Source organism: Paraglaciecola sp. 25GB23A, from assembly GCF_040012495.1.
Taxonomy (GTDB): Bacteria; Pseudomonadota; Gammaproteobacteria; order Enterobacterales; family Alteromonadaceae; genus Paraglaciecola.
Genome location: NZ_JBDYKM010000009.1, coordinates 89,040 through 114,564, shown reverse-complemented (window position 1 = coordinate 114,564; position 25,525 = coordinate 89,040). Strand labels below are relative to the sequence as shown.

25 protein-coding genes are annotated in these 25,525 nt (G+C 41.8%); 19 read left to right on the top strand and 6 right to left on the bottom strand.

Features of this window, described 5'->3' with window-relative positions; translation table 11 throughout:
- Position 1: 1 nt before the first annotated feature.
- On the bottom strand, positions 2-217 hold the full coding sequence (gene rpsU, locus ABKW31_RS13840; protein ID WP_006991319.1) for a 30S ribosomal protein S21: 216 nt from the start codon (positions 215-217) through the stop codon (positions 2-4).
- A 215-nt stretch (positions 218-432) separates the two neighbouring features.
- Here rpsU and tsaD point away from each other — a divergent pair, with 215 nt between their 5' ends.
- The gene (gene tsaD, locus ABKW31_RS13835; protein ID WP_348617137.1) at positions 433-1,446 is read left to right on the top strand and encodes a tRNA (adenosine(37)-N6)-threonylcarbamoyltransferase complex transferase subunit TsaD; all 1,014 of its coding nucleotides are present in this window, start codon (positions 433-435) and stop codon (positions 1,444-1,446) included.
- Between the two features lie 6 nt (positions 1,447-1,452).
- On the opposite strand, the gene plsY is transcribed toward tsaD, so the two are convergent.
- On the bottom strand, positions 1,453-2,043 hold the full coding sequence (plsY, locus tag ABKW31_RS13830) for a glycerol-3-phosphate 1-O-acyltransferase PlsY (protein ID WP_348617136.1): 591 nt from the start codon (positions 2,041-2,043) through the stop codon (positions 1,453-1,455).
- A 76-nt stretch (positions 2,044-2,119) separates the two neighbouring features.
- Here plsY and folB point away from each other — a divergent pair, with 76 nt between their 5' ends.
- From folB to ABKW31_RS13810, 4 genes are read left to right on the top strand one after another with little or no spacing between them, the layout of a single operon-like run.
- A complete protein-coding gene (folB, locus tag ABKW31_RS13825; protein ID WP_348617135.1) occupies positions 2,120-2,476 on the top strand; it encodes a dihydroneopterin aldolase in 357 nt (118 codons plus the stop codon).
- Positions 2,473-2,988 carry a 2-amino-4-hydroxy-6-hydroxymethyldihydropteridine diphosphokinase gene (gene folK / locus ABKW31_RS13820; RefSeq protein ID WP_348617134.1) on the top strand — a complete coding sequence of 172 codons (516 nt, stop codon included), beginning with the start codon at positions 2,473-2,475 and terminating at the stop codon, positions 2,986-2,988. The genes folB and folK overlap by 4 nt, the downstream gene beginning before the upstream one ends.
- Before the next feature lie 2 nt (positions 2,989-2,990).
- Complete coding sequence (locus ABKW31_RS13815; protein ID WP_348617133.1) at positions 2,991-3,797, top strand: undecaprenyl-diphosphate phosphatase; 807 nt, start codon at positions 2,991-2,993, stop codon at positions 3,795-3,797.
- Between the two features lie 22 nt (positions 3,798-3,819).
- The gene (locus ABKW31_RS13810; RefSeq protein ID WP_348617132.1) at positions 3,820-4,182 is read left to right on the top strand and encodes a histidine triad nucleotide-binding protein; all 363 of its coding nucleotides are present in this window, start codon (positions 3,820-3,822) and stop codon (positions 4,180-4,182) included.
- Between the two features lie 98 nt (positions 4,183-4,280).
- On the opposite strand, the gene ABKW31_RS13805 is transcribed toward ABKW31_RS13810, so the two are convergent.
- Positions 4,281-5,969 (bottom strand): Zn-dependent hydrolase, encoded by a 1,689-nt coding sequence (locus ABKW31_RS13805; RefSeq protein WP_348617131.1) that lies wholly within the window; start codon positions 5,967-5,969, stop codon positions 4,281-4,283.
- Between the two features lie 228 nt (positions 5,970-6,197).
- On the opposite strand from ABKW31_RS13805, the gene ABKW31_RS13800 reads away from it, so the two are divergent.
- Positions 6,198-7,034, top strand: coding sequence for an HDOD domain-containing protein (locus ABKW31_RS13800; RefSeq protein ID WP_348617130.1), 837 nt, complete (start codon positions 6,198-6,200; stop codon positions 7,032-7,034).
- A 66-nt stretch (positions 7,035-7,100) separates the two neighbouring features.
- Here the strand turns inward: ABKW31_RS13800 and rdgC are convergent, their stop codons facing one another.
- The gene (gene rdgC / locus ABKW31_RS13795; RefSeq protein ID WP_348617129.1) at positions 7,101-8,009 is read right to left on the bottom strand and encodes a recombination-associated protein RdgC; all 909 of its coding nucleotides are present in this window, start codon (positions 8,007-8,009) and stop codon (positions 7,101-7,103) included.
- A gap of 118 nt (positions 8,010-8,127) precedes the next feature.
- Complete coding sequence (locus tag ABKW31_RS13790; RefSeq protein WP_348617128.1) at positions 8,128-9,849, bottom strand: ATP-binding protein; 1,722 nt, start codon at positions 9,847-9,849, stop codon at positions 8,128-8,130.
- 213 nt (positions 9,850-10,062) lie between these two features.
- Here ABKW31_RS13790 and phoB point away from each other — a divergent pair, with 213 nt between their 5' ends.
- The 10 genes from phoB (at position 10,063) to ABKW31_RS13740 (ending at position 22,136) form a co-directional block, all read left to right on the top strand.
- Positions 10,063-10,752 carry a phosphate regulon transcriptional regulator PhoB gene (phoB, locus tag ABKW31_RS13785; RefSeq protein ID WP_348617127.1) on the top strand — a complete coding sequence of 230 codons (690 nt, stop codon included), beginning with the start codon at positions 10,063-10,065 and terminating at the stop codon, positions 10,750-10,752.
- Between the two features lie 67 nt (positions 10,753-10,819).
- Positions 10,820-12,133, top strand: a complete 1,314-nt coding sequence (phoR, locus tag ABKW31_RS13780; protein WP_348617126.1) for a phosphate regulon sensor histidine kinase PhoR — start codon at positions 10,820-10,822, stop codon at positions 12,131-12,133.
- 333 nt (positions 12,134-12,466) lie between these two features.
- Positions 12,467-14,083, top strand: a complete 1,617-nt coding sequence (locus tag ABKW31_RS13775) for a hypothetical protein (protein WP_348617125.1) — start codon at positions 12,467-12,469, stop codon at positions 14,081-14,083.
- Between the two features lie 70 nt (positions 14,084-14,153).
- Entirely contained in the window at positions 14,154-16,838 is a 2,685-nt protein-coding gene (locus ABKW31_RS13770; RefSeq protein ID WP_348617124.1) for a TonB-dependent receptor plug domain-containing protein, read from the top strand.
- Positions 16,839-17,011: 173 nt separating this feature from the next.
- Entirely contained in the window at positions 17,012-17,803 is a 792-nt protein-coding gene (locus ABKW31_RS13765) for a DUF3450 domain-containing protein (protein ID WP_348617123.1), read from the top strand.
- 13 nt (positions 17,804-17,816) lie between these two features.
- Positions 17,817-19,199 (top strand): MotA/TolQ/ExbB proton channel family protein, encoded by a 1,383-nt coding sequence (locus tag ABKW31_RS13760; RefSeq protein WP_348617122.1) that lies wholly within the window; start codon positions 17,817-17,819, stop codon positions 19,197-19,199.
- A 4-nt stretch (positions 19,200-19,203) separates the two neighbouring features.
- Entirely contained in the window at positions 19,204-19,725 is a 522-nt protein-coding gene (locus ABKW31_RS13755; RefSeq protein WP_348617120.1) for a MotA/TolQ/ExbB proton channel family protein, read from the top strand.
- A gap of 30 nt (positions 19,726-19,755) precedes the next feature.
- Positions 19,756-20,160: a biopolymer transporter ExbD gene (locus tag ABKW31_RS13750; RefSeq protein ID WP_348617118.1), complete on the top strand. Its 405-nt coding sequence runs from the start codon at positions 19,756-19,758 to the stop codon at positions 20,158-20,160.
- A gap of 6 nt (positions 20,161-20,166) precedes the next feature.
- A complete protein-coding gene (locus ABKW31_RS13745; RefSeq protein WP_348617117.1) occupies positions 20,167-20,775 on the top strand; it encodes an energy transducer TonB in 609 nt (202 codons plus the stop codon).
- A gap of 5 nt (positions 20,776-20,780) precedes the next feature.
- Entirely contained in the window at positions 20,781-22,136 is a 1,356-nt protein-coding gene (locus tag ABKW31_RS13740; RefSeq protein ID WP_348617116.1) for a hypothetical protein, read from the top strand.
- Positions 22,137-22,189: 53 nt separating this feature from the next.
- Here ABKW31_RS13740 and ABKW31_RS13735 read toward each other — a convergent pair whose 3' ends face one another.
- Positions 22,190-23,092 carry a LysR family transcriptional regulator gene (locus ABKW31_RS13735; protein WP_348617115.1) on the bottom strand — a complete coding sequence of 301 codons (903 nt, stop codon included), beginning with the start codon at positions 23,090-23,092 and terminating at the stop codon, positions 22,190-22,192.
- Positions 23,093-23,203: 111 nt separating this feature from the next.
- Here ABKW31_RS13735 and nhaA point away from each other — a divergent pair, with 111 nt between their 5' ends.
- From nhaA to ABKW31_RS13720, 3 genes are all read left to right on the top strand, one after another.
- Positions 23,204-24,391, top strand: a complete 1,188-nt coding sequence (gene nhaA / locus ABKW31_RS13730; RefSeq protein ID WP_348617114.1) for a Na+/H+ antiporter NhaA — start codon at positions 23,204-23,206, stop codon at positions 24,389-24,391.
- 62 nt (positions 24,392-24,453) lie between these two features.
- Positions 24,454-24,837, top strand: a complete 384-nt coding sequence (locus ABKW31_RS13725; protein WP_348617113.1) for an HPF/RaiA family ribosome-associated protein — start codon at positions 24,454-24,456, stop codon at positions 24,835-24,837.
- Positions 24,830-25,495 carry a Bax inhibitor-1 family protein gene (locus tag ABKW31_RS13720; RefSeq protein WP_348617112.1) on the top strand — a complete coding sequence of 222 codons (666 nt, stop codon included), beginning with the start codon at positions 24,830-24,832 and terminating at the stop codon, positions 25,493-25,495. The genes ABKW31_RS13725 and ABKW31_RS13720 overlap by 8 nt, the downstream gene beginning before the upstream one ends.
- Positions 25,496-25,525 lie beyond the last annotated feature (30 nt).

Genomic DNA, 25,525 nt, shown 5'->3' with positions numbered 1-25,525 from the left:
ATTAATATAATCTGATACGACGTGCGTTTTCGCGAGACAACTTCTTCAATAAACGCTTTTTAGCAGCTGCTTTCTTACGTTTACGTTCCCAAGTAGGTTTTTCAAAAAATTCACGACGACGAACTTCAGAAAGTACACCTGCTTTTTCACATGAACGTTTAAAACGACGCAACGCTACATCAAAAGGTTCGTTCTCTCTAACTTTAACGATTGGCATTAAACTCTCACCTCAAAATAAAAACTTGATTTGCCAGCTCAAAAGTTAGCCAGCGCGGTTAAAAATGGTGCGGAATTCTAATCATATCCGCCGATGATGTAAAGGCTTGATAGCTTAAATATTCAATATCAAGCAATAAAGTTAAGTTAAATTTGGTGGAATCATAGCAAATAAGTACAATGCTGCCCAATTATTAGAGTTGGGTAGGTGTAAAAATGCGAATTTTGGGTATCGAGACCTCATGTGATGAAACAGGGGTCGCGATTTATGATGATAAATTGGGCCTGCTTTCTCACGAATTATACAGCCAAGTAAAACTGCATGCAGATTATGGTGGTGTGGTACCCGAACTTGCATCACGGGATCATGTTAGAAAATTATTGCCATTGATTAAAAAAGCGATGGCACAGGCCAAATGTCAGCCCAGCGATATAAATGGTGTGGCGTTTACTAAGGGGCCAGGATTGGTCGGCGCTTTATTAGTAGGCTCTTCAGTGGCGCGCAGCTTAGCCTATGCGTGGCAGGTACCTGCAGTTGGAGTGCATCATATGGAAGGGCATTTGCTGGCGCCTATGTTGGATGAGCCAGCACCAGACTTCCCCTTTATCGCTTTACTTGTCTCTGGCGGTCATTCGATGTTGGTGAATGTGCAGGGTATTGGTCAATATGAAATTCTCGGAGAGTCGGTGGATGATGCCGCCGGTGAAGCCTTTGATAAAACGGCAAAATTACTTGGCTTAGATTATCCCGGTGGGCCATTGTTGGCTAAGTTAGCCGATAGCGGAGAGCCAGGACATTACAAATTTCCGCGTCCGATGACCGACCGACCAGGACTAGATTTTAGTTTTAGTGGTTTGAAAACCTTTGCGGCTAATACGATTAGAGCTGCAGATAACGATCCTCAAACGCGTGCCAACATAGCGTATGCCTTCCAAGAAGCCGTGGTGGATACTTTAATTATCAAGTGTCGGCGTGCACTTAAACAAACGGGTCAAAAGCGTTTGGTTATTGCCGGTGGTGTGAGCGCTAATCGTCAATTGCGCAGTGCCTTACAAGAGATGATGAACAAAATGAAGGGAGAGGTATTTTATCCTCGTATGGAATTTTGTACTGATAACGGCGCTATGATTGCCTATGCAGGAATGCAACGTCTGAAAGCAGGAGACGTTGAAGGTTTGTCGACTAAAGCTCAACCGCGTTGGTCATTAGATTCATTGTCAGCCCTCTAAAAGGGCCTAATATTTTTTTTTGATTTTTGGTTCTTGTCCTTGAATTAGTCGTTGTAAATTATCCTTGTGTCGAAAAATAATAAGCACAGATAACATCGCTACTGGAAGGGCGTATTCGGCCTTAATAAACCAAGTAATAAAGGGGGCTAGACTCACGGTAACAACCGCAGCTAAAGACGAATAACGGCTAGTAAATAATACAAAAAGCCAAATCAGCACGAGTATGGCCGAAAGGTCTAAACCGATTGGTAGTAAGGCACCAAAAGCAGTTGCTACCGCTTTGCCGCCAGAAAAACCAAAAAATAACGGAAAGCTATGACCTAAACAAACAGCCACCGCAACCAGGCCTAATTGCAGAGGCTCTAGTCCTAAAAAATAGGCCCCCCACACCATGACTGTACCTTTAAGTACATCGAAAATTAATACTAATAGAGCGGGAATTTTACCGGCAATTCTTAATACATTAGTTGCCCCAGGATTACGCGAGCCCAAAGTTCGTGGATCATCGAAGTTAAATAATCGGCATATAATCACGGCACTCGAGATCGAACCTACTAAGTAGGCACAAGCAATAATTAAAATCGCCAATCCTGTCATATACTTATCTTGCGCAAAAAGGTTACAATTTACTAAGAATATATCAAAGCTAAGCAAAAAACAGCGCGGATCTCGTATGGATAAAATTTTTATTGAGGGCTTAGAGGTATTCTCGTTAATAGGCGTGTATGACTGGGAGAGAGTGGCTACTCAACGATTGATGGTTGATGTCACCCTGTATACCGATTTATCGAAAGCCGGTCAATCTGACAATGTCAACGATACACTTAACTACGCAGAGGTTGCCAATTGCATCGAATTAGCAGCTAAAACCAGTGAGTTTGAACTCATTGAGGCCTTGGCGAGTGCGATGATAAACGCTATCTTTGCACAATTCTCAGTTGCTAAAATAACCCTTAAATTAAGTAAACCCGATATATTGACCAACGCAGTGAACGTTGCCGTTGAACTTACCCGGGAAAATGCAGATTGAATAAGTTTAAGCCAAAAAAACATACGATTTACATCAGCGTTGGTAGCAATATTGAAAGAGAAAAATATACCAAAGCTGGCCTGCAGGGCTTGACTGAAATCTATGGTGAATTAGTGCTTTCGCGGGTGTATGAAAGTGTCTCAGTGGGATTTCAAGGCAGCCACTTTTATAATCTTGTGGTTAAAGCCTTTACTGACCTAACGATCGACGAAGTCTGTCAAACGCTTAAGTTAATTGAAGACAACAACAAGCGGGAGCGCAGTAGCCAAAAGTTTTCTCCTCGTACCCTTGATTTGGATCTTTTACTTTACGACGCGGTGATTAGCCATAATACCGTTGAATTACCACGGCCAGAAATTCTATATAATGCCTTTGTATTGCAACCTCTTGCGGAAATAGCCCCACAAGATAAACATCCTATTGCAGGAAAAACCTATGCTGATTTATGGCAGGAATATGATAAAACACAACAGCAACTTTGGCCGATTGAATTTACCTGGAGACCACTTTAAACATGACTTTATTTGAAATTATTATTCTGGCGATAATTCAAGGCTTAACAGAATTCTTACCTATTTCGAGCTCCGCACATTTAATATTACCTTCCGCTGTATTTGGCTGGTATAACCAAGGCCTAGCCTATGATGTTGCAGTTCATGTGGGAAGTTTGTTAGCGGTGATGATTTATTTTCGTCAGGACATCATAAGACTGGTCGCTGCGTGGTTCAAATATGGTTTTAGTCAGCAACAAAATACTGATAGTAAATTAGCCTGGTGGGTCATATTGGCGACTATTCCGGCGGTTATTTTGGGCTTTTTACTCAAAGATTTTGTTGAAGTTTACGGCCGTAGCGCATTGGTTATTGCCACAACAACCATCGTCTTTGGTTTATTGCTATGGTACGCCGACAAAAAAGCGAGCATGCAAAAAACTATTGAACAAATCACTTGGAAAAACGCCCTATTTATCGGATTAGCTCAAGCGATTGCTATTATTCCAGGTACATCTCGCTCCGGTATCACCATGACAGCGGGTTTAATGTTAGGTTTAAATAGAGAAAGTGCCGCCCGCTTTTCTTTCTTATTGTCTATCCCTGTTATTTTAGGCGCTGGTTTATTAGCGACCGTTGATTTGGTGCAAAGCCCTGGCCCTGTGCAATGGTTGGAAATGTTGCTTGGAGCGGCATTTTCATTTGTGTGTGCTTACGGGTGTATTTATATATTTTTAGCCTGGATATCGCGTATTGGTATGCTACCTTTTGTTATTTATCGTTTGATACTAGGTAGTGCCTTGTTAGTATACGTTTTTGCTTTTGCTTAATTAGAATTGGATGACAAACAATATGGCTGAAACAATTTTTAGCAAAATAATTGATAAGAGTATAGCGGCAGACATTCTGTATGAAGATGAGCTTGCGCTAGCGTTTAGTGATATTAATCCACAAGCGCCAATTCACTTTTTGGTGATCCCAAAAAAGCCAATCGCAACGGTCAATGACATTGAAGAAGCTGATAAAAGTTTGGTTGGACACCTATATTGGGTGGCAGCCAAACTAGCCAAGGATATGGGTTTTGCAGAGCAAGGTTATCGAGCAGTGATGAACTGTAATGAGCATGGCGGACAGACCGTTTACCACATTCATCTACATGTATTGGCGGGTAAGCCTTTAGGCTGGCCACCTTATCAGGACAGGTTAAAGGTTTAGGTCACTGACGTTGAACTAACATTTGACCCAGTCAATTTGCTGCTTTCATTATGCCAATGCAAGCCCTGATAGTGTAAGCCGTCAGGGCTTTTTTAGTTTTATAGGCCTAGTACGTCGATACCTTGTTCAAAGTCAATATCGACCGGTATCGCAGCGTCAGTTAAGCGTTGCAAATCATTTTGAAGTTGTGCCTTGATAATACCTTTTTCTGCAACCAGTTGGGCTACACCTGCATAGTCTCCATCCCCTTGTAAGGTCAGAATTAAATTCGATAAAGCATCAACGGCGTCACTCATTTTTTCCATATTGATTTGGTAATAGCCCTCATCATTACGACTAAATGCTTGATGTTCACTAAAAAAGTTAAAGCGGATCATATTGGCTTTACCGTGTGCGCTTGAAGCACCAAAACGCACTGAACGAAAGATGCCTGCCATAAAGGTGACGTAATAATCTTCCATGGTGCCTTGATCAATAACGCCTTTAGCCAGCAATTGTTTAACCATGTAGATCCCTAAAATATCGGCTTTGCCTTCTTCTAAAGCAGAGGCATGTTCTTTTAAGGCTTGTCTGACAGTTTGTTCGCTATTGAGTACCGATTTAACGCCTAATCCATGAGCAACTTCATGAAACATGGTGTTAGCAAAAAACGCATTAAAAGTAATGTGTTTACGTTGTTCTGGCACTATTAGCTGGTCAGCAATGGGCAGCATAATATGGTCAAACTTGGATTGCATGGCATTTTTAAGTTGTAAGCGACGTGTACCCTTTTGCAATTGTACTTCTTCGTCATTGGGCAGGTTTATCGCAATGGTTTTGCTGCCGGCATTCGAATGGCCTGCGTAATAAATAACATCATAAGCATTAAGATCCGCATCCGTACCCGGCATTTGCGCCTTGTATTGCTCCGCCACGGGCAGCTCTTTTTGTAGCTCGGGCAGATAGGCGGCATATTTACTGAGCTTTTCACTCCAGCTCAGGTCCTTCAACAGCACATAAGCCTCAAAAGCGGCGCGATAGCCAAATAACTGATCTTCATAAGTTTCGATCGGGCCGATGACTAATTCAATTGGATTGGTTTTCATATCCATCCAGGCAAAGTCAGAGGCTTGATAGTCATTAGTCAATAACGCTGCCGCACGCAGTTGCAGATAGTTGGCAAAACTGGCATCGCTGGCTAAGGTTGCGGCTTGATTTAATAAATTTGCCGCTTTGGTCAACTCGGGTTTGAAAACCTGTGAATAAGGAATTGCAACTAATTTACCATCAGCATCCCGTTGTACCATGGAATACAAACCATTTTTATCTGCAAAATCACTTTGTTCAAATTCTTCCTTACTCATATCTACAGGATAAAACTGAGCACCAAGGGGTTTTTCACTTACGCCAGTAAGAAAAGGCGCATCGCCAGCTAATCTATCCCAAGGGCCATAATTTAATCTAGCAAATTCCCGCGCCTTAAGGTTATTCACTGAGCTTAAAAGGTCGGCTTTGTTGTCACCATACGCTTGGCGCCAAAATAGATCATCCATAATGACCGACGCTTCTATTAATAATTTCAACATGTCTCGCTGAGAGTCAGTGTATAGACTCAAGTCGCTGCTTAGCTTAACCTTTTTATATATATCTAAGCGTGACGATTTTTCTGGAATAAGCTGAAAATTCTGGCTTATTGGACTGACCGACTCAGTACTGGGGTTTTTATCTGTTGGACTGCAAGAAAGTAAACCGGCGGTGAACAGCGCCAAACAAATTTTTTGTGGAGTACGTGCTAATAATGTTGTCATTGTTAAACCTTATTTTTATCGTTTGTGGTTATGGTTCTTAAATTAAATCTTAATATATCAAATTTTTATTGGCTATCACCTTAATCTCGCATTGATAGCTTTAATTAATGTGCTAGCATCTTTTTAACTTTTTGTTATTTAAAACCTAATTGAGTCGAGTTACACTCAATTACATCATTAAACTTTGCACAAATAATTGATTTGTTGTGATTTTGAACAGGTAAATAAATGTCTACAGAAAATGCGTTGCTGACAATATTGATAGATAAGATCAATAACGATACCTTGGTATTACCCACACTTCCTGCTGTCGCATTAAAGGTGCGCAAGGCTGCGGATAACCCCGATATCAATCTAAATGCCATGGCTGACGTTATTGGGCAAGATCCATCGCTCAGTGCACGCATGATTAAGATTTCGAATAGTGCGTATTTGGGGCGGACGGTCAAAGTCACTTCAACTACCCAAGCCGTTACTCGTATTGGTTTGCGTCAAATAAAAAATATTGCCACCGCTTTGGCGATGGAGCAATTGTTTGTTTCTAAAAACGCTATCGTCAAGGCGTACATGGAAAAGGTATGGGAAGACACTATTGAGATCGTGGCCAGTTCAATAGCGGTGTTGCAAGTTCATACCAAAGCGACCAAAAATAGAGCCTTAAATTTAGATTCAATGATGCTGGCTGCACTGGTTGCTAATATTGGTGCATTACCTGTATTGACTGAAGCGGAGAGACATGCAGAAGTGTTTGCTAATCCTACCTTTCTCGACGTGGCCATTAAAAAACTATCGGGCAAAATTGGTGAAGGCATCATGCAGGCTTGGGGTTTTGAGCCAGAGTTTATTCAAGTGGCGAAAAGCTGGCGTGATTTGTCTGTGCAAACAGAATCTATCTCTTACTTAGATTTGATTCGTTTAGGCGCCGTACTCTCTGGAAAGTTTGATGGTGGTGATGCTGAACTACTTGAACAAGCGGTTGAGAAAAAGATTATACCCAATGTTACTATGCTATTGTCAGATGAATTTAAAGAGTATCGCGATAGCGCCAAACATGTATTTGGCTAGACTCACTCTAAAAGAAGCTTAACAAGCCAAGTCAAATATGACTTGGCTTTTTTTTGTCCGAAAAACCTACTTTTGCTCGTCGCTGCTTAAGTTAAATAACACTTTTAATCGTGCCGCAAAACGAACAATTTCACCAGACATCAAGGCGAAATTAGCATCCATTCTGGCTAACTGTTGGTCTTTGGGAATATCGTCATTTTGTTCACGCACAACATCACTGAATTTGAGGCGCTTAATCGTCAAGTCTTCTTGAATAAGGGCTGATAAGGTCTCATCCCATTCAATGGCTAGCTTTTGCACCACTTTGCCACCTTCAATATGATTGATGATCTCTTCGCTGCCTAAATCTTGATTTTTGCAACGCAATATTGCGCCATCTTCTTCTAAGGCTTTGAGTTCTGCTTCTTCAAGAATGACAACATCATTGGGTACCTCTTGGCTTTGTAACCAAGCAGTTAACTGCTCTTGCACAGATTGACGGGCTAAGGGCACAACAGGAAGCGAGCCTATGGCTTTGCGTAACATCGCTAAAAAGGCTTCTGCTTTGCCATCGGCTGAGGCATCTACTACAACTAAGTTATCCTTGGTTGATATAAAACCATGGGTAAAACTATTCTTGGTAAACGCCATGGGAAGTAGGCGATGGACGATTTCTTGCTTCATATCCTGTTGGGCTTTTTTGCCAACGGATGAGCCCGTCTCGGCCTCAATTTGAGCGACTTTCTCTGCAAGTTCTGCGTTGACCACAGCAGCGGGTAAAATACGTTCTTGTTTCTTTAGAGTGAGCCAAATGCGACCTGCAGCAGAATGTATTAGGGTCTTGCCATTATTAAAGGGTGAAGAGAATCCCATGGTGGCCAAATCTTGGCTACCGCAAGGTCGAAAACTAAATTCCGCAAGCTTATCTTCGAGATCTTGTTCTGCAATATCTAAGGTCTGGGTTAGTGCATAAAGTTTTAAATTTTTGAACCACATAATTAATCCGCTTAAATTCCAAAGTCGAATAGCACACAGAGCTATTACAAAAAAAAAGGGCAATGAGACTAACAGTCTTTGCCCTTATTCGCCACGCCGATGTTTAAATTTTATAAAGCTAAACTGGGATTGAGATTTTGTAGCGCAAACCCTGATGTACTTTACTGAAGGCTTCAATATCGCCTTTTAAGGTTTGAGTAACCAAATTGTACATGATATGGGTACCCAATCCGCTACCGCCTTTCCCTCTTCGAGTAGTAAAAAATGCATCAAAGTGACGCTCTAAGATATCTTCAGGTAAGCCCTTGCCATCATCTTGATAATTGATAATGAGTTTGTTTTTGATGCGGCTTATATCAATCTTGATGGTACCTTTAATTTTATTTTCAAAGCCATGTATTAATGAATTCATTATCATGTTGGTAAATATTTGTGCTAACACCCCAGGCGCGCACAGGATCATTAAATCATCCGGACAATGTATTTCAATAGTGTGCTGAGTCTTTTTCAGATTGGGTGCCAATGAGTGCACCACTTCACCTAGATACTGACGCACATTAATTTCACGCTCCGCCTCACTCGCTTGGTCAACTGCAACTTGTTTAAAACTCGATATTAAGTCTGACGCTCGATTGAGGTTATTAGTGAGTAAGGTAATAGTTTGCTGAGCATCGGTTAAAAATGAACTCATCGTACTGCTAGTCAGTTTCTTTTCTTCAAAGGCACTTTGCAGATTAACCACGCGCTCTTGCAAAAAGCTCGTTGCGGTAACACTGACACCCAGTGGGGTATTCACATCATGGGCAATGCCAGCGACTAGGCCGCCGAGTGAAGCCATTCTTTCAGACTCTACAAGTTGATCTTTGGCTAACTGTAGGGTGTCCATAGATGTCGCCAACTCAGAATTTCGCTTTCTTAACTCATCTTCAACAAATTGACGGTTTTCGTTTTCTTGGCGCAGTTCTCGTTGGTTAATTAATAACTCATCTTTTTGTTGTTCTAAGTCCAACATGATTTTACTGAGGGTCGCCGTTTTTTTAGCGACTTCTTCTTCTAAAGAAATATTTTGATCATCAAGACGACGATTAGCTGCCTGCAACTCTCCTTGAGCCCCCGCCAGTTTCAATTGAAAACTAACAAGATCATCAATCAGATTATTGTAAGAATTTTGCAATAAGGTAAGTTCGTTATCCTCATCCACACTGAGATCTAACTTTGATGATTCTGGATCATCTAAATTAAATTCTGATATTTGCTGGGTCAGTTCGGTCAAGGGCTTGGTTAACATATTGCGAAAGGCATTCATAAATAAGAACACTAAAAATGCAGTTTTAATCAAGGCGTTACCAATTAAAAAGAATATACCGACTTCGATACGTCCAAATATGATGGTTGAACTGGAATATAAGGTAACGTCACCCACTAAGGAAGTACGTCCAGAAAACTCGAATATTAGTGGAAAGCTGTAGCCAAAAGTTCCTCCGGCATGATCTCTTACCACCCCTTTAGTGATAGATTCATTAAGCTGTTTGTTGGTTAAGCCTAGATCAGCAATATAGTTGCCGTTTTCATCGCGTATTTGCACCCCTTCAACAATGGGAAGCTCCATTAAACCGGTTGCGATAGATTTCGCCTGTGGCGTGTTCAATTCCCAAATCGCACGCGTCAAGCTAGTGCTGAAAGTGTTTTTCAGGGTTTGCAGCTCATCTTCAATATGGCTTTTGGCGTTAAGGTATTCAGTAAAAACTTGGAATACAGTAACGACTAGTGTCAAAACAAAGTAGACTGATAACACTCTGGCGAGCAATCTCTTGGACAAGCCCTGTTTTATATTTGCCATCTATAAATTACTTTCCCTAATGGTAAAATAGTGCTCAAAGAATATGCGTTATCGGACAAATTAACAAGGATTTAGCATGTTTGAATTTAGCAAGAATCGCTTTGTAGTTTGAATCATTACACAAACAATTAAAACTCATTATGGCGTCTTTAATAAAAGTGTCACATATAATCTGAATAATTGCCGACTTTGAAGTAAAAGGATCTCAATATTATGGCGAAAAGAATACTGTTGGTAGAAGACGAGGCGCCTATTCGGGAAATGCTGAAATTCGTACTGGAGCAATCGGGTTACGAAACAATCGAAGCAGAAGACTATAATGTCGCATTGGAACGCGTTGTTGAACCTTATCCCGATTTGATTTTATTGGACTGGATGTTACCTGGTGGTTCTGGGGTGCAATTAGCCAAAAAACTCAAACAACATGAATATACTCGTGATATTCCGATTATTATGCTTACTGCCCGCGGTGAAGAAGAAGATAAAGTCCGTGGTTTAGAGGCAGGGGCAGATGACTACGTAACCAAACCTTTTTCACCTAAAGAATTGATTGCCAGAGTCAAAGCTGTGATCCGTCGTGTCACGCCCACATCGAGTGAAGATGTTATTGAGTCTCAAGGTCTCAGGCTTGATCCTGTTTCTCATCGTGTTTCGGCTAACGAAAACCCCTTAGACATGGGGCCCACAGAATTTAAATTGCTACACTTTTTTATGACGCATGCAGAGCGTGTTTATAGTCGTGAGCAACTATTGGATAATGTATGGGGAACCAACGTTTATGTTGAAGACCGTACGGTCGACGTACATATTAGACGCTTAAGAAAAGCCATTTCAGAATTTGGTCATGATAATATGATCCAAACGGTGCGCGGCGCGGGTTATCGTTTTTCTACCAAAGTGTAGGTGTAACTTGGCCTACCTAGGCAAACTTGGTCGCTTAGCCTGACTAATTAAGGAGTTGTATTTTTCTATGGAAAAGCCGTTTATATGGTTATTGAATTTAGTTGCACTATGTGCACTTTTTGCCATAGTAGGTGCGATTGGGCTGCATTTTTCAGAATTTTGGTTAAGCATTGGCATACTCGCTCTTTTGATTGTGGTTTGGCAGTTTTATCAGTTGTTCCAATTAAACTTGTGGATTTGGCACAGTAAAAAAATGTCGCCACTGACTACTTTTGGTCCTTTTGGCCAGCTTTATCAAGGTATTCACCAGAATCAATTAAAGAATCGAAATAAACGTAAACAACTGAGTCACATCATTAGCTCATACAAAGCAGGCTCTGAAGCCTTACCTGACGCTGTTGTTGTTATTGATAATGACTATAAAATTGTCTGGTGTAACCGATTAGCCCGCATCGAACTCGGTTTGAGTTGGCCTGACAAACAAACATTAAATATTGTTGAAGCCCTCAAACAGCCTGATTTTTTAAACTTTTTAGTGGCAAAACGCTTTGAGAGCCCACTCGAAATGCCATCTCCGGCTAATGCGCATAAAATTTTAGAATTCAGGGGGGCACCTTTTGTTGATAACAATATGATGTTATTGATCCGTGATGTTACTCGCTTGAGTCAAATTGAAAAAATGCGTAAAGACTTTGTGGCCAATGTATCCCATGAATTGCGCACGCCCTTAACTGTGATCAACGGCTACTTAGAAATGTTGCCCGATGCGGCAGACCTTCCTCCACTGTTAGTCAATAAAGCCATTGGAGAAATGCGCACCCAATCAATTCGCATGCAAAATTTAATCGAAGAACTGCTGCAGCTTTCGCGCATCGAAGCAAGTAATGACAGAACCTTTGATAAATTGGTTAATGTGCCGAAATTACTATGGCAAATCCAAACGGAAGCACAGGCACTTAATCGTGATAAACACCACAAGCTGTTTTTTGATATTGCACCGAAACTGTATGTATATGGAATTGAGTCAGAATTACGTAGTGCTTTTTCAAATTTAATTTTTAATGCTATCCACTATACACCTGATAAAGGGGTGGTAGAGGTAAAATGGCATTTGAGTCAAAACTGTGCCCGTTTCAGCGTAAAAGATAACGGTGATGGTATTGCACAAGCAGACATTGCGCGCATCACTGAGCGTTTCTATCGAGTAGATAAAGCACGCTCACGCAAAACAGGGGGGTCGGGATTAGGCCTTTCAATTGTTAAACACGTACTGACCCACCATAATTCCAGTTTGAAAATAAACAGTGCAGTAGGCATTGGCAGTGACTTTTCATGTGAGTTTTCAGCAGAACTGACACAAATAGCCAGCAAACCATTGTGACACTATCATGACAATGATTTCTATTTATCTGCTGCACTTATCTGCTTTTTGAACACTAAGGTTGTTGTTTAAATTCTACCTATCAAATAAAAAATATTCATTTATTTCAGTGGCTTAAAGGCTTTTGTAAGACTGCAATCAAATCAGCTTTAACATTTGCTCTTTGACGAAGTTAGCTCTTACTCAACGTTTCTAGCACTTTATTTTCTTGTGGATAATTTCAAATATTAAAGTTTTGTGACGCCTTGCTAATGTAACAAAACTGTCATTTGTCTCCGCTACTCTGTGCATCGTTTTGATAACTTACTATTTGACTCGCATTTGGAGAGCACCATGGAATTTAAACGTATATTCAAGGCAAGCGCTATTGCCACTGCACTAATACTAGCTGGCTGTGGTGGTGATATCAATATCACTCCAACAGTGAACGATAACAGCTCTACAACTGACAACAGTGTTAATAATTCAAACAATACTACAACTACTCCTACTACTTCTGATGTGACCTGTGCAAGTTACGAAAGTGAAGCGGGTACGGTTGAAGGTACATTTGATGGTATCGATTGTTTATACAATGATTCTTTCTCTAGCAAAAATATTTCTATTACTTCAAACATTACTTTTGAAGAATTGCCTGATAGTGGTGTTCACGTATTTGAAGATGCATTACAAATTGGTGCTGACGGTGATACAACGACTGGTTTTGTAATCCCTGCTAGTGGTCCAACAATGACCGTTAAGCCTGGCGCAGTATTAGCGTTTAAATCAGGTGAAGCCATTATACGCATCGCTCGTGGTGCAAAAATTCAAGCAGTGGGCACTGCTGCTAAGCCCATTACTTTTACCTCGGCATTTGCTTATGATCGTTTTGATGACGAAGGCAAAGGTCCATTATACGCTGACTGGGGCGGTATCATTATTAATGGTAATGCAGTAACCGACCAGTGTACCGATGCAGAGCGTGGCGCGGGCAACTGTAACGTTCCTTCGGAAGGTATTACGAGTTACTTCGGTGGTAATGATAACACTGATTCAAGCGGTAACATTAAGTGGGCAAAAATTTGGTATGCAGGCTCAGGTCCAAAAGTAGGTGGCGAAGGTGATGACTTAAATTCACTAACCCTTAACGCCGTAGGTTCTGGTTCAGAGTTCGATTATTTGCATATTCACCAGGGCTTTGATGATGGTATCGAATTCTTTGGTGGTGCTTCAACGGTTAAACACGTTGTAGTTACCGATACTCAAGATGACTCTTTCGATTTTGATGCTGGCTACCACGGCAAAATGCAATATTTATTTGTTAAACACGGCACGGTAGTGACACGCGACGGTACAACAGTTTCTATGGGTAACCACGGTTTTGAATCTGACGGAGTTAAAGGCACATCAACTGCAGAAGCGCCTCCTTCAAACCCTACTATTGCTAACGTAACCATCGTAACTTCAGACGGTTTGTCAGTGCGTGACGGTGACCCATCGGTAGCCTTTAAATTCGATGATGAATTTAATGCCAATCTTTACAATGTATTGATGGTAAAAACCGCTGCAACTCAAACCTACTGCATGACCTTCTCTTCTGATGGTGAAAAGCAAGCTGATAAAATCATGTTCAATAATTCAGTTATGGCTTGTAACGTAGAATTTGATGATGCTGATGGCACGTTCAATAGCGGTAAAGAGCCTGCTTCATTGACGGGTACAGCTTTAAGTGCTTGGTTTGATGGTACTAGCAACATACGCATAGGGTCTACAGCAAGTGTTTTGGCAGCCAATGGCTTTGCTACAGATACCGCTTCAGCTGATATCACTATTTCTGCAAATGACCTAAGTACCTTGGATGCTGGCTTCTTTGATTCTGTTAACTACATCGGTGCAGTATCTGACCAAGATACAAGCTCTAACTGGTACAAATGGGTTGAGACAGCGCTAGCTGCTGCTGAACAAGATTAAGCCATTTTAACCACTCATAAATAGGCGCAATTTAGGCGCCTATTTTTTGATTTGAGAGCAGAATTTAATTATGAATAGTCAACCTAGTCTCAAAAAAATAGCACTTGCTGTGAGCATGGCAGTTTTGGCTACGTCCAATGTTGTTGCGCAAACAGACGAGGACAAAGTACTCGATGAAGTGGTTACCACTGGTTCGCGCTTGCAAGGCAGTGCATCTGCAGTCATCGAAGAACGAAAAAACCAAGCTTTCGTTGCCGATATTCTTGGTGCTGAGCAACTTGCTCGCACTGGAGATAGTGATGCCGCGTCGGCTTTACGACGTGTCACTGGTTTAACCTTGGTAGATGGAAAGTTTATTTACGTGCGTGGTCTGGGTGAACGATATTCAAGTGCTAGATTAAATGGCGCGGCGATCCCGAGCCCTGATTTAACCCGCAATGTATTACCCTTGGATATTATCCCAGCCAGTATTATTGAAAGTTTGTCGGTACAAAAAGCGTATTCGCCTTCAATGCCTGCCGCTTTTGGTGGTGGTAGTATTGATATCAGAACCAAAACTGTACCCAGTGAATTCACTGCAGGTATTGAAATAGGCACCGGATTTGATTCGTCGGCCAGCACTGGTTATACCTATTCGCGTGAATCTGCCAGCATCCCACTTGTGTTACAAGATGCGATTACGCAGTATCGTGGCGATTTTACCGTGGGTAATATCATCAGTAGGAATAATCTAGTTGATACAGCCACCGCGACACGCTCAGAGCAAGCCCTTGCAATTAATAATCAGTTACTGGAATCTTTACCGCGCAATTTTGCCTTAAAGGATGAGTCTCTTGACCCTGCCTATAATGCCAAAGCTCATATTGGTAATAGTATTGATGAAGAATGGTTAGGTGGAACCTTAGGTTTCTTATTATCAGCATCCTATGACAATAGTTGGGATGCGGCTGATAAGCGCACTGCGGTACTAACCCAGAATTTGGGTGAAGGCTGTGCCACTGAGCTTAACACCTTAGAAGATGTGAGTACTTCGTGTTTTGACACCGTCAAAGATACTGTCTCAACCACTGAAAATGAGCGTTATAATGGCGTTCTTAATGTGGGTTATAAATTAGGCGCTCATCAAGTGTCTTACACTAATTTATATCTGGCAGATAACGAAGATGAATCGCAAGTATCTTCTTTACAAGCGCCAGCAGGTAGCACGGTATATAGCATTGTAGGTAACGGCAGAGCAAACCGCAGTCACGAGTTTAAATACGAAGAGCGGGTACTCAAAGTATCGCAATTTGTAGGTAAGCACACCTTTTTGGACTATGCCGGCTTAGGGGCCGATTGGCAATATACCCGTTCACATGCCAGTACTAATATCCCGACCAATGTAGAATTCAAATTTAGAGATGCTTACGAAAATGGTGAGCTGGTTTCCTCGTCTATTACCGGTGATGACAACCGTGCCTTGTTTTCTTACACCGATATGGATGACAGAGTTAATTCCTACGGCGGTAACTTGTCTTTACCGTTAACAGTGGGTGACTTCGAATTAGAGTTTAAAGCGGGTTATGATTTTTCTGACCGTGCTCGTACGTATAATACCTCTAGTTTTGCGGTTAACAATGAAACAGGCTCTCAGTTAGTGATTAACGATGGCTCGACTTCACCATTGAGCAATGGCGACTACTTAACTAACGATTTCATCGAAGGTCAGCGTATTTTAATTGACTTCAATGAGCCAACTGCGCCTGATGCAGATGATTACTTAGCGGCCCAAAAAATTGGCGCTGGCTATGGTATGTTTGATGTCTTTTACAAAGGCACCTGGCGAGTTAGTGGTGGTTTGCGTTATGAAGAGTTCAAACAAACCTCTATTGGTACTTCAAGTTTGATTTTTGGTCAGGATGACTTAGATATTTATTACGCACCTGACAAAATTGAAGCCGGTAGTATCAATGCGGACGATATTTATCCTGCCATATCGTTTACCTATATTGGCGGCGAAGACTATCAAATCCGCGCTGGTTACGGTGAGACAGTAGTTCGTCCAGACTTACGTGAAGTTGTGCCGGTATCCTATTATGATCCATTAACAGATATCCGTACTTTTGGTCGAGTTGGTTTACAAAGCAGCCCGATTAAAAACTACGATTTGCGTTATGAACGTTATCTGGCAAACGGCGATAACTATTCGGTTGCAGCATTTTATAAGGATATTACTGCTCCCATCGAAACCGTATTACGTATTGGTGATGAAGATTATTCAGCCACCTTTATTAACGGTGAATCTGCTAATGTCTATGGTGTTGAAATGGAGTGGTTACACGACTTAGGTTACGTGGCAAACGGCTTTTTTACTTCAGGTAACGTGACCTTGAGTAAGTCTGAAGCGGTAATTGCTGATGCACTAGCCGGTAACCTAACTAATTCGACCAAGCCGATGACGGGGCATTCTGAGTATGTAGTTAACCTGCAGTTAAACTATGACTCTGTCAATGGCGAGCACTCAGGGTCCTTAGTGTATAACGTGTTTGGCGAAAGGATTTTGGCCGCTGGTGTAGCAGGTCGTCAAGATGCTTATGAGCAACCTTTCCATTCATTGGATGCGGTTTACACCTATTATCCTAATTTTAGTTCAACGATTAAGTTCAAAGTTAGAAATATATTAGGTGAAGACCAAGAAGTAACTCAATCAGATGTTGTAGTGCGTGCTAAAGAGGCCGGTACCTCCTTCAGTGTAAGTTATAACTACGAGTTTTAATTGTCATAAATGTTTAACAAGAGCTGCTGATGCAGCTCTTGTTAGCGTTTTGCTCAAGTTCCAATCCTACTTTTATGTCAAACCTGTAATATTTTTGTCACACATTCCTATTATCCTTCGCACAGTTTTATTGGATCAGCATCATGCTGCTTAATTAATGTAGGGTTTTAAGAATGAAACGAGTGAGCAAATTCTCCGGTAAGTTTCGTGCAACTGTGATTGCCGTAACCGTGGCCTCGGCCTTTACCGTCAGCACCAGCTTTGCGCAGGAAGATAATGATCTTAAACCTGCTGTTAAAACAGCCACTCAAATCAATGAGTCTGCGGCTAATTCCCAGGTCAAGGTTAATAATCTAACTGACCAAATAGACAATAAGTTACAGCAATTCAAAACCATTAATAAAGAAATTGAAGGTTTAGACGTATACAACGGTCAATTGCGTCGACAGATTGACAATCAAGTACAGGAAATGGCTGATTTAAACGCCTCTATTGATGATGTCAGTGTTATTGAGCGTCAAATTACACCTCTGATGATACGCATGATAGATGGCCTCGAGCAGTTTGTTGCCTTAGATGTGCCTTTTTTACAAGAAGAGCGCAGCACTCGAATTATCGATTTGAAACATATGATGGACAGAGCCGATGTTGCTCCGTCTGAAAAGTTTCGTCGCGTAATGGAAGCCTATCAAGTCGAAATGGATTATGGCCGCACGCTAGAGGCTTACGCCGGTTTGCATACGGTTGACGGTCAAGAACGCAATGTGGATTTTTTGCGCATTGGTCGTACTGCCTTAATTTATCAAACTCGTGACGGCAGTTTACAGGGCATTTGGAACAAAAAGTCTAGCCAATGGGAGGCCTTGTCGTCTGATTATCGCACTCAAGTGACCAAAGGTTTGCGCATGGCCAAAAAGCAAATGGCCCCCGACCTGTTAATGCTTCCAGTTGCCATCACAGATTAAGAGAATGATGAACATGAAACTAACGTTTAAACAATTATGTACCTTCTGTTTTGTCTCTGTATTAGGCTTGTCCACAGCCTTTGCACAAGAGTCTAAAGCACTTGATTTAGATGCTTTATTGAAACAACTTGAGCAAGGTAAATTCCAGCAAAGCAAACAAAATACCCAACGTGAACAAGAGTTCACTCAAAAACGCGCTGAGCAAGATCAGATGTTAAAAGAGGCTGCAGCTAAGCGTGACGCAGCGCTCAAGACTTCAGAAAAACTTGAAACTGCATTTGAAGAAAATGAATTTAAGTTAACTGATTTAAATGGTGCTTTAGATAAACGTTTAGGCTCATTAAAGGAACTGTTTGGTGTACTTCAGCAAATTGCGGGTGATACCAAAGGCAAGTTTTCTAACTCGGTTATTTCGGCTCAAATTGAAGGGCGTTCTGAGTTTTTAGATAAACTAGCCCAGTCGATGGGCACCAGCTCTAAACTGGCTTCGATCGAAGAAATTGAACGAGTTTGGTTTGAGATACAACGCGAAATGACCGAATCTGGCAAAGTTACTCGTTTTACTCGTGATGTAGTAGAAGCGGGCGGCGCTAAAGTTAACAAAGAAATCGTCCGTGTTGGTCCTTTTGCGCTAGTGGCAGACGGTAAGTATTTAGATTATGAAGGCGAAACAGGCACCGTTAACGAGTTAATTCGTCAACCAGCTGATCGTTACCTAGACAGTGCTGCAACGTTACAAAAGTCGAGTGGCGAGTTGGTTGAGTTTGGTTTAGACCCTACAGGTGGTTCTATTCTTGGTCTGCTTGTTCAGGCTCCAAGTCTTGAAGAGCGTGTGCATCAGGGACAACTTGTTGGTTATATTATTATAGCAGTCGGTGCTGTGGGTATATTTGTTGCCTTTTGGCGTTTCATCGTACTGAGCAGTATTACCGCTAAAGTTAATCGTCAGTTGAAGTCAGATACCTTCAAAAGCACCAACCCGCTGGGCCGTGTTATGCAAGTTAAAGATAAGTATCCTGATGTTGATACTGAAGTACTTGAGTTGCACTTAACTGAAGCCATCTTGGGTGAAGTACCTAAGTTGGGCCGCTTCTTAACCTTAGTCAAAATGATTTCAGTGGTAGCACCATTGGGCGGTTTATTAGGCACAGTGACTGGCATGATTGTGACCTTCCAACAAATTACTTTGTTTGGTACAGGTGATCCTAAAATTATGGCGGGTGGCATTTCCTCAGCATTGATCACCACGGTGCTTGGTCTAGTTGTTGCCATACCCACTACTTTGCTTTACGCCTTGTTGAGCACCCAAAGCAAAAATATCGTGATGATTTTGCAAGAGCAGGCTGCAGGTGTAATTGCTGAGCGTGCCGAAAGACAGTCTAAAACAAAGGCCTAGTAAGATGTTTATTGAGATCTTTGAATCAATCCGAGACTTTACTGAAACCGGTGGCACTGTGCTGCTGGTTATCGGTGGCCTTATCTTTGTGATGTGGATTTTGATATTAGAAAGGATCCTCTATGTGTCATTTGGTCACAAAAAATTGAAGCGTGAAACCATCGCTCAATGGAAAGGCCGTACTGATCGCGCTTCATGGAATGCGGCGCAAATTAGAATAGCAATGATTTCGCGCATTAGTCTGAAGCTGCGTTTTAGTTTACCTATTATTCAAGCTTTAGTTGCCTTGTGTCCCTTATTAGGCTTGATGGGTACAGTAACAGGCATGATTCAAGTATTTGATGTAATGGCAATGTCTGGAGGAGGTAATGCTCGCTCTATGGCTGCTGGTGTTTCACAAGCTACGGTACCCACTATGGCGGGTATGGTAGGGGCGTTATCGGGCGTATTTGCTTCAACGTGGTTAACGCGTTTAGCTAAAACTGAACGCATTCATTTAGAAGACGCATTAGAAATTAAACGCTAGCACTTTGGCGCTCGCTGTAAGGTAAATACAATGAAACAACATTTTCAAAATTTAGTAGAAGAAGAAGATTTAGCAATCGATATGACGCCCATGTTGGACGTTGTTTTTATCATGTTGATCTTCTTTATTGTAACGGCCTCATTTGTAAAAGAGTCGGGTATTGACGTTAATCGTCCTGAAGCCGCCACAGCAGTCAAAAAAGACCGCGCCAACATCCTTGTTGCTATCAGTGATAAAGGTGAGATTTGGATTAACAAACGCAGAGTTGATGTGCGTGCTGTGCAAGCTAATATTGAGCGTTTAAAAGCTGAAAATCCACAAGGGTCTGTGGTTATTCAAGCAGATAAAAAAGCTAACGTTGAAACCTTGATTAAAGTCATGGATGCCTCGCGCTCAGCAGGTGTATTTGACGTTTCTATCGCAGCTCAAGAGTAGAGGCACATGCTAAGACTGCTTTTAGCCATATTCCTGGCCGCTTTAATCACCCTGAGTTTGTTTTTTTTGATGCAAGCTCTGATTAAAAGTGGCGACCAGAAATTAAGCGACGCCCCGGTTGGTTCAGTGCTCGATTTTGTGCGCTTGAAACAAGAAGATGCGATCGAGACTAAAGACCGTAAACCACGCAAGCCACCACCCCCTAAAGCGCCACCACCACAGATGGAGCAACCGCAAATGGAAGCGGCAAATCCTAATAATGCCACCAGTGGTATGGACTTTGGTGCAGATGTGACCTCAGATTTATCTCTTGATGGTGGCTTAGCGCTGGAGTCAGGGGACGGCGAATATTTGCCGATCGTGCGGGTTGCTGCGGTTTATCCACGTCGCGCTTTACAACGTGGAATTGAAGGTTACGTGGATCTAGAATTTATTGTGACTAAACAAGGGTCAGTGCGCGATCCAAAAGTGATTGCCGCCTCACCAGAAGGCATTTTTGAGCAAGCCGCAATGGATGCTGCCTTGAAATATAAATATAAGCCCCGTGTTGTCAATGGTGATGCCATGGAAGTGTCTGGGGTTGAAGTGCGCGTTACCTTTGAAATTGGGGGATAATAGTAATGACTAAATCGAATATGAAAACTAGCGTGAAGGCTTTGTCGCTAGTGTTTGTGCTTAGCAGCACATTACTAGTGGCCGGATTCTCAGCACCAAGTCTTGCTCAAGAAGCGAGTAGTGAGCGCAAAACTCAGCGTGTTCCAACTTTGCGCGCCAAAGTCTACGACCAACTGTCCAGAGCACAAACGGCCGCTGATGCAGGTAAACCCAAAGAAGCATTTGCTATTCTTGACGAAGTTAAGGACAAAGCCAATTCAATGAATAGTTATGAACAAGCCATGATGTATAATTTTTATGGTTTTATTCATTACAATTTAGAGCAATTCGACCAAGCTATCGCCTCGTTTGAAGAAGTTGTCAAGCAACAGCCTATTCCTACTTCGTTTGAGCAAGCGACCTTATTCAGCCTTGCTCAACTTCACATGATGCGTGGCAACTACGACAGCACCATTGAATTTATAGAAAAGTGGGAAGCGATTCAAAAGGAAATCGCCCCAGGTGTTGAGATCCCAGCCAAGAATTTGGTTCTTAAAGCTCAAGCAATGTATCAAAAACAAGATTATGCCAAGGCTTCTGCTTATATTAATCAAGCGGTGAAACAACAAGAAAATAGTAAAGAAGGCTATCAGGTTGATGAAAATTGGTACGTCTTGCAGCGCGCAGTGTATTTCGAACTTAAACAACCTGAAAAAGTGAAAGATGTCTTATTAAAATTGGTTAAGCAATATGAAAAACCGGCTTATTGGATACAATTGGCCGGCATGTATGGTGAACTCGGTGACGAAAAGCAACAGCTAGCCTACATGGAAATCGCTTATCAGATGGATTATATCGCCACGGGTTCAGATATTTTTAATCTGTCGCAGCTATATTATTATCATCAAGTTCCATTTAAAGCTGCGTTATTAATGGAAAGCGGTATCAAACAAGGCAAATTGTCTAAAGACGAGCGTAACTTGACGTTTTTAGCTCAGGCTTGGAGTTTTGCCAAAGAAAACGAAAAAGCTGTACCTGTGATGATGGCCGCAGCTAAATTAGCCAAAGATGGTGAATTAGATGCTCAACTTGCACAAACCTATTTGAATATGGAAAAGTGGCAACAAGCCATTGATTCATCAATCACTGCTCTTGAAAAAGGCGGCTTACGCAACGAAGGAACAGTGCATTTAGTCTTGGGCATGGCGCACTTCAATTTAGGGGATTACAACGTGGCCTTGAATGAGCTGGCTGAAGCAGAGAAGTTTAATAGCAGCAAAGGTATGGCTCAGCAATGGCTTAAGTTTGTACAAACTGAAAAAGCGACAACTGAGCGTTTGCAAGCCCAATTGGCTAACTCAGGCGATAATTCTTATTTATAGTAAAGCAATAGATTCAAGAAAAGCAGCTTAGGCTGCTTTTTTTATACCTGCCTTTATGCTTTTGTTAAGGTCTGTCTAGCGTTGACTAGGATGTGTCGAACGATATCACTTTGACTGGTTCGCTCTGAACAAATGGCATAGTAGCGCTCCGTAATATCCAAGGTTTCGCCAATACAACTGACTTCATAACGTTGGCTAACATGGTTTGCAATACTGCTAGGAACTGCGAACACCCCCAGGCCTTCTTGGCCAAACATTTTTAACAGTGCGCTATCATCGAACTCTGCGACGATTTTTGGGCTCATCTTTAAGCGTTCAAACCAAGCTAGTATGCTGTGTTTCATCGATGACTTGTCACCCGACATCAACATACCTGTATGTTGCAAAGAGTGAGGAAAGCCTTTTTGCAATGACTCTGCTTGTTTGTGACTAGCAAAAAAGCTTAAGCCTGATTCACGTAATAAATGACCATAGGCTTTTATATTGCTACCAGGTATTAAATTGCGGTCGGCAATAATTAGATCGAGTTTGTTGATCGCAAGATCAGCGCACAAACTGTCAAATTCGCCTTCTTTATAGATAAACCGAGTTGACTCAAATTTTATGCTAGTAGGGTGAGTTAAATCAAAAGCCAGCACTTTAGGGACTGCATCGGTAATACCTATGGTGAAAGTGCGTATTCGTTGTTCTCGCTTTTGCAGCAGCATATCCAGCAGTTCGTGACCAGAGGCAAAAATTTCTTCGGCGTATTCATAGGCCACTTTGCCCAAGGGATTGAGAAAAAGCCGTTTACCAATACGATCAAATAATACCGTGCCTAAATAATTCTCAAAAGTACTAATTTGTCCACTGACGGTTTGCGGGGTGACATGCAGAATTTCGGCTGCTTTGACTATGCTACCTTCTCTGGCGGTGATGTAAAAATAGTAAAGATGATGGTAATTAAGTTGTGCCATTTTTCGCAGGTATTTCCGATGTATAGATAAGTTATATTCGACTATATCTTATATAAACGCCATGGCAAGCTAGCCGCCAATTAAATGTGCTTTAACCGGAAATATTACCTTATGGGGCAGTCAATTACTGCATTATTCAAGCATGAAGCGGCTGGAGGCGTGATTCTTGTCGCTGCTGCTTTACTCGCCCTGATCGTAGCAAATACCCCTGCCTATGGAGTGTATGAGTGGGTGTTTGGCTTGCCAGTGTCAGTCAGTATTGGCGGCTTTAGTATTGATAAACCCATGCTGTTATGGATTAACGATGGTTTGATGGCCATATTTTTCTTTCTAATTGGCTTAGAAGTTAAGCGTGAAGTGCTGGACGGCCACTTAAGTTCCCCGCAAAAAGTCGCCTTACCTGCTATAGCCGCAATTGCGGGTATTATGGTGCCTGCTTTACTTTATGCCGCGTTTAATTATCAAGATGCCGTTACGTTCAAAGGCTGGGCAGTTCCAGCGGCAACTGATATTGCCTTTGCCCTAGGTGTTTTTAGCTTATTTGGGCGTGCCTTGCCCATCACCCTGAAGCTCTTCTTATTGTCTGTGGCTATTTTTGATGATATTGGCGCCATTATCATTATTGCCTTGTTCTATTCAGTTGAAATGTCCTTACTGTCCTTAACTGTGGCATTAGCTGGCTTAGTTATTCTGTTTTTATTAAATCGTTTTAATGTGGCTAAACCTGCTGCCTATTTAGTGGTAGGCGTTGTGGTATGGGGCGCAGTATTAAAATCCGGTGTGCATGCCACTTTAGCAGGCTTTGCCATCGCATGGTTTATTCCGTTTAAGTCATTGACTGACTCATCAGGTGCTACTACAGGCTCCATGTTACTCAAACTCGAGGAAGGGTTACACACATGGGTGGCGTTTTTAATTCTACCGGTTTTTGCCTTTGCTAATGCGGGCGTGCGATTTATTGATGCACAAGCCGAACAAATTATGTTGCCAGTGGTTATTGGTGTGGTAGCAGGGCTATTTATCGGCAAGCAGTTGGGTATTTTTGGCGCCTGCTGGCTGGCGGTGAAGCTGGGTTTTGCCAAGTTACCAGAGGGGGTAACGTGGCTGCAAATTTATGCCGTTTCAATCTTGTGTGGTATCGGTTTCACCATGAGTTTGTTTGTCGGTTCACTTGCTTTCGAAGGCTATAGCTCGGAGTACTTAGATAGCGTGAAGATAGGTGTGTTAAGTGCATCATTATTTTCCGCTTGTTTGGGCGCCTTTATTATTTCGCTGTGCCGTAAAAAGCAAGAGCAGTAGTGTGGTTGTGTAAAAGTGTTTTTCTATGTGATTTTAAATTTAACTGAAAGTGAGGCGTTAATATGCAATTAAATATTCATGCACAAAATCTAAATATCAGTGAACAATTGAAAGAGGAATTCGGTCAGCGCATAAAAGGGATTTTTGATCGCACCCAACAAAAAATTCGCAAAGTTAGGGTCATTTTTACTGATGTAAATGGCCCTAAAGGCGGGGAGGATAAACAGTGCCGAGTACAGCTTGTATTGTTTGGTTTGCCAACGGTTAACGTTGTATCAAAACAGGCCAACTTACATAAAGCTTTGGCTCATGCACTAAGCGTAGCCAAACGAACATTAAAACGACGGTATAACAAACTGCAAAGAGTCGACCATGTCTCTGTGCGGCAATTATCCCACGGCGAGTTAGATTTTATTTTTGATCAATCTGGAGTATCTAATGTCTAGTCAAATGCAGTTTTCTCAAACAGCGAACAGTGCTGTAGAGCTTACTAGTGTTAATAAAGTACTGCGTAATACCTATGCGTTATTAGCCTTAACCCTATTATTTAGTGGTGTAACGGCGAGTCTCGCTGTGTATTTCAATATGCCGCCACTGGGCTTGTTATTGACCTTAGGGGGATATTTTGGGCTATTGTTCTTAACTCATAAAACCCAAAACTCGGCCGCTGGTTTGTTAAGTGTGTTTGCTTTAACGGGCTTTATGGGGCTGACCCTTGGGCCTTTGTTGAGTGCGTATTGGGCAGGTGCACCTGCGATAGTATTAAAAGCAGCGGTAACAACAGCAGCGGTATTTATTGGCCTGTCAGCCTATGCAATATTCAGTAAACGGGATTTCTCGTTCTTACGCAGTTTCCTGGTAGTGGGTATTATTGTCGGTTTTGTTATGGCACTTATTGCGTTTTTTATGGAATCGAGTGCCTTGTCGTTGGCTGTCTCGGCAATGTTTGTCTTACTGATGTCTGGACTAATACTGTATGAAACCAACAATATTATGAAGGGTGGGGAGACCAATTATATTATGGCGACAGTCAGTCTTTTTGTGGCCATTTTTAATTTATTTACCAGTTTGATGCATCTGTTTGGGGTAGGTCAGTCTGAGTAAGCGAGTCAATTAAACCAAGAAAACGTATTA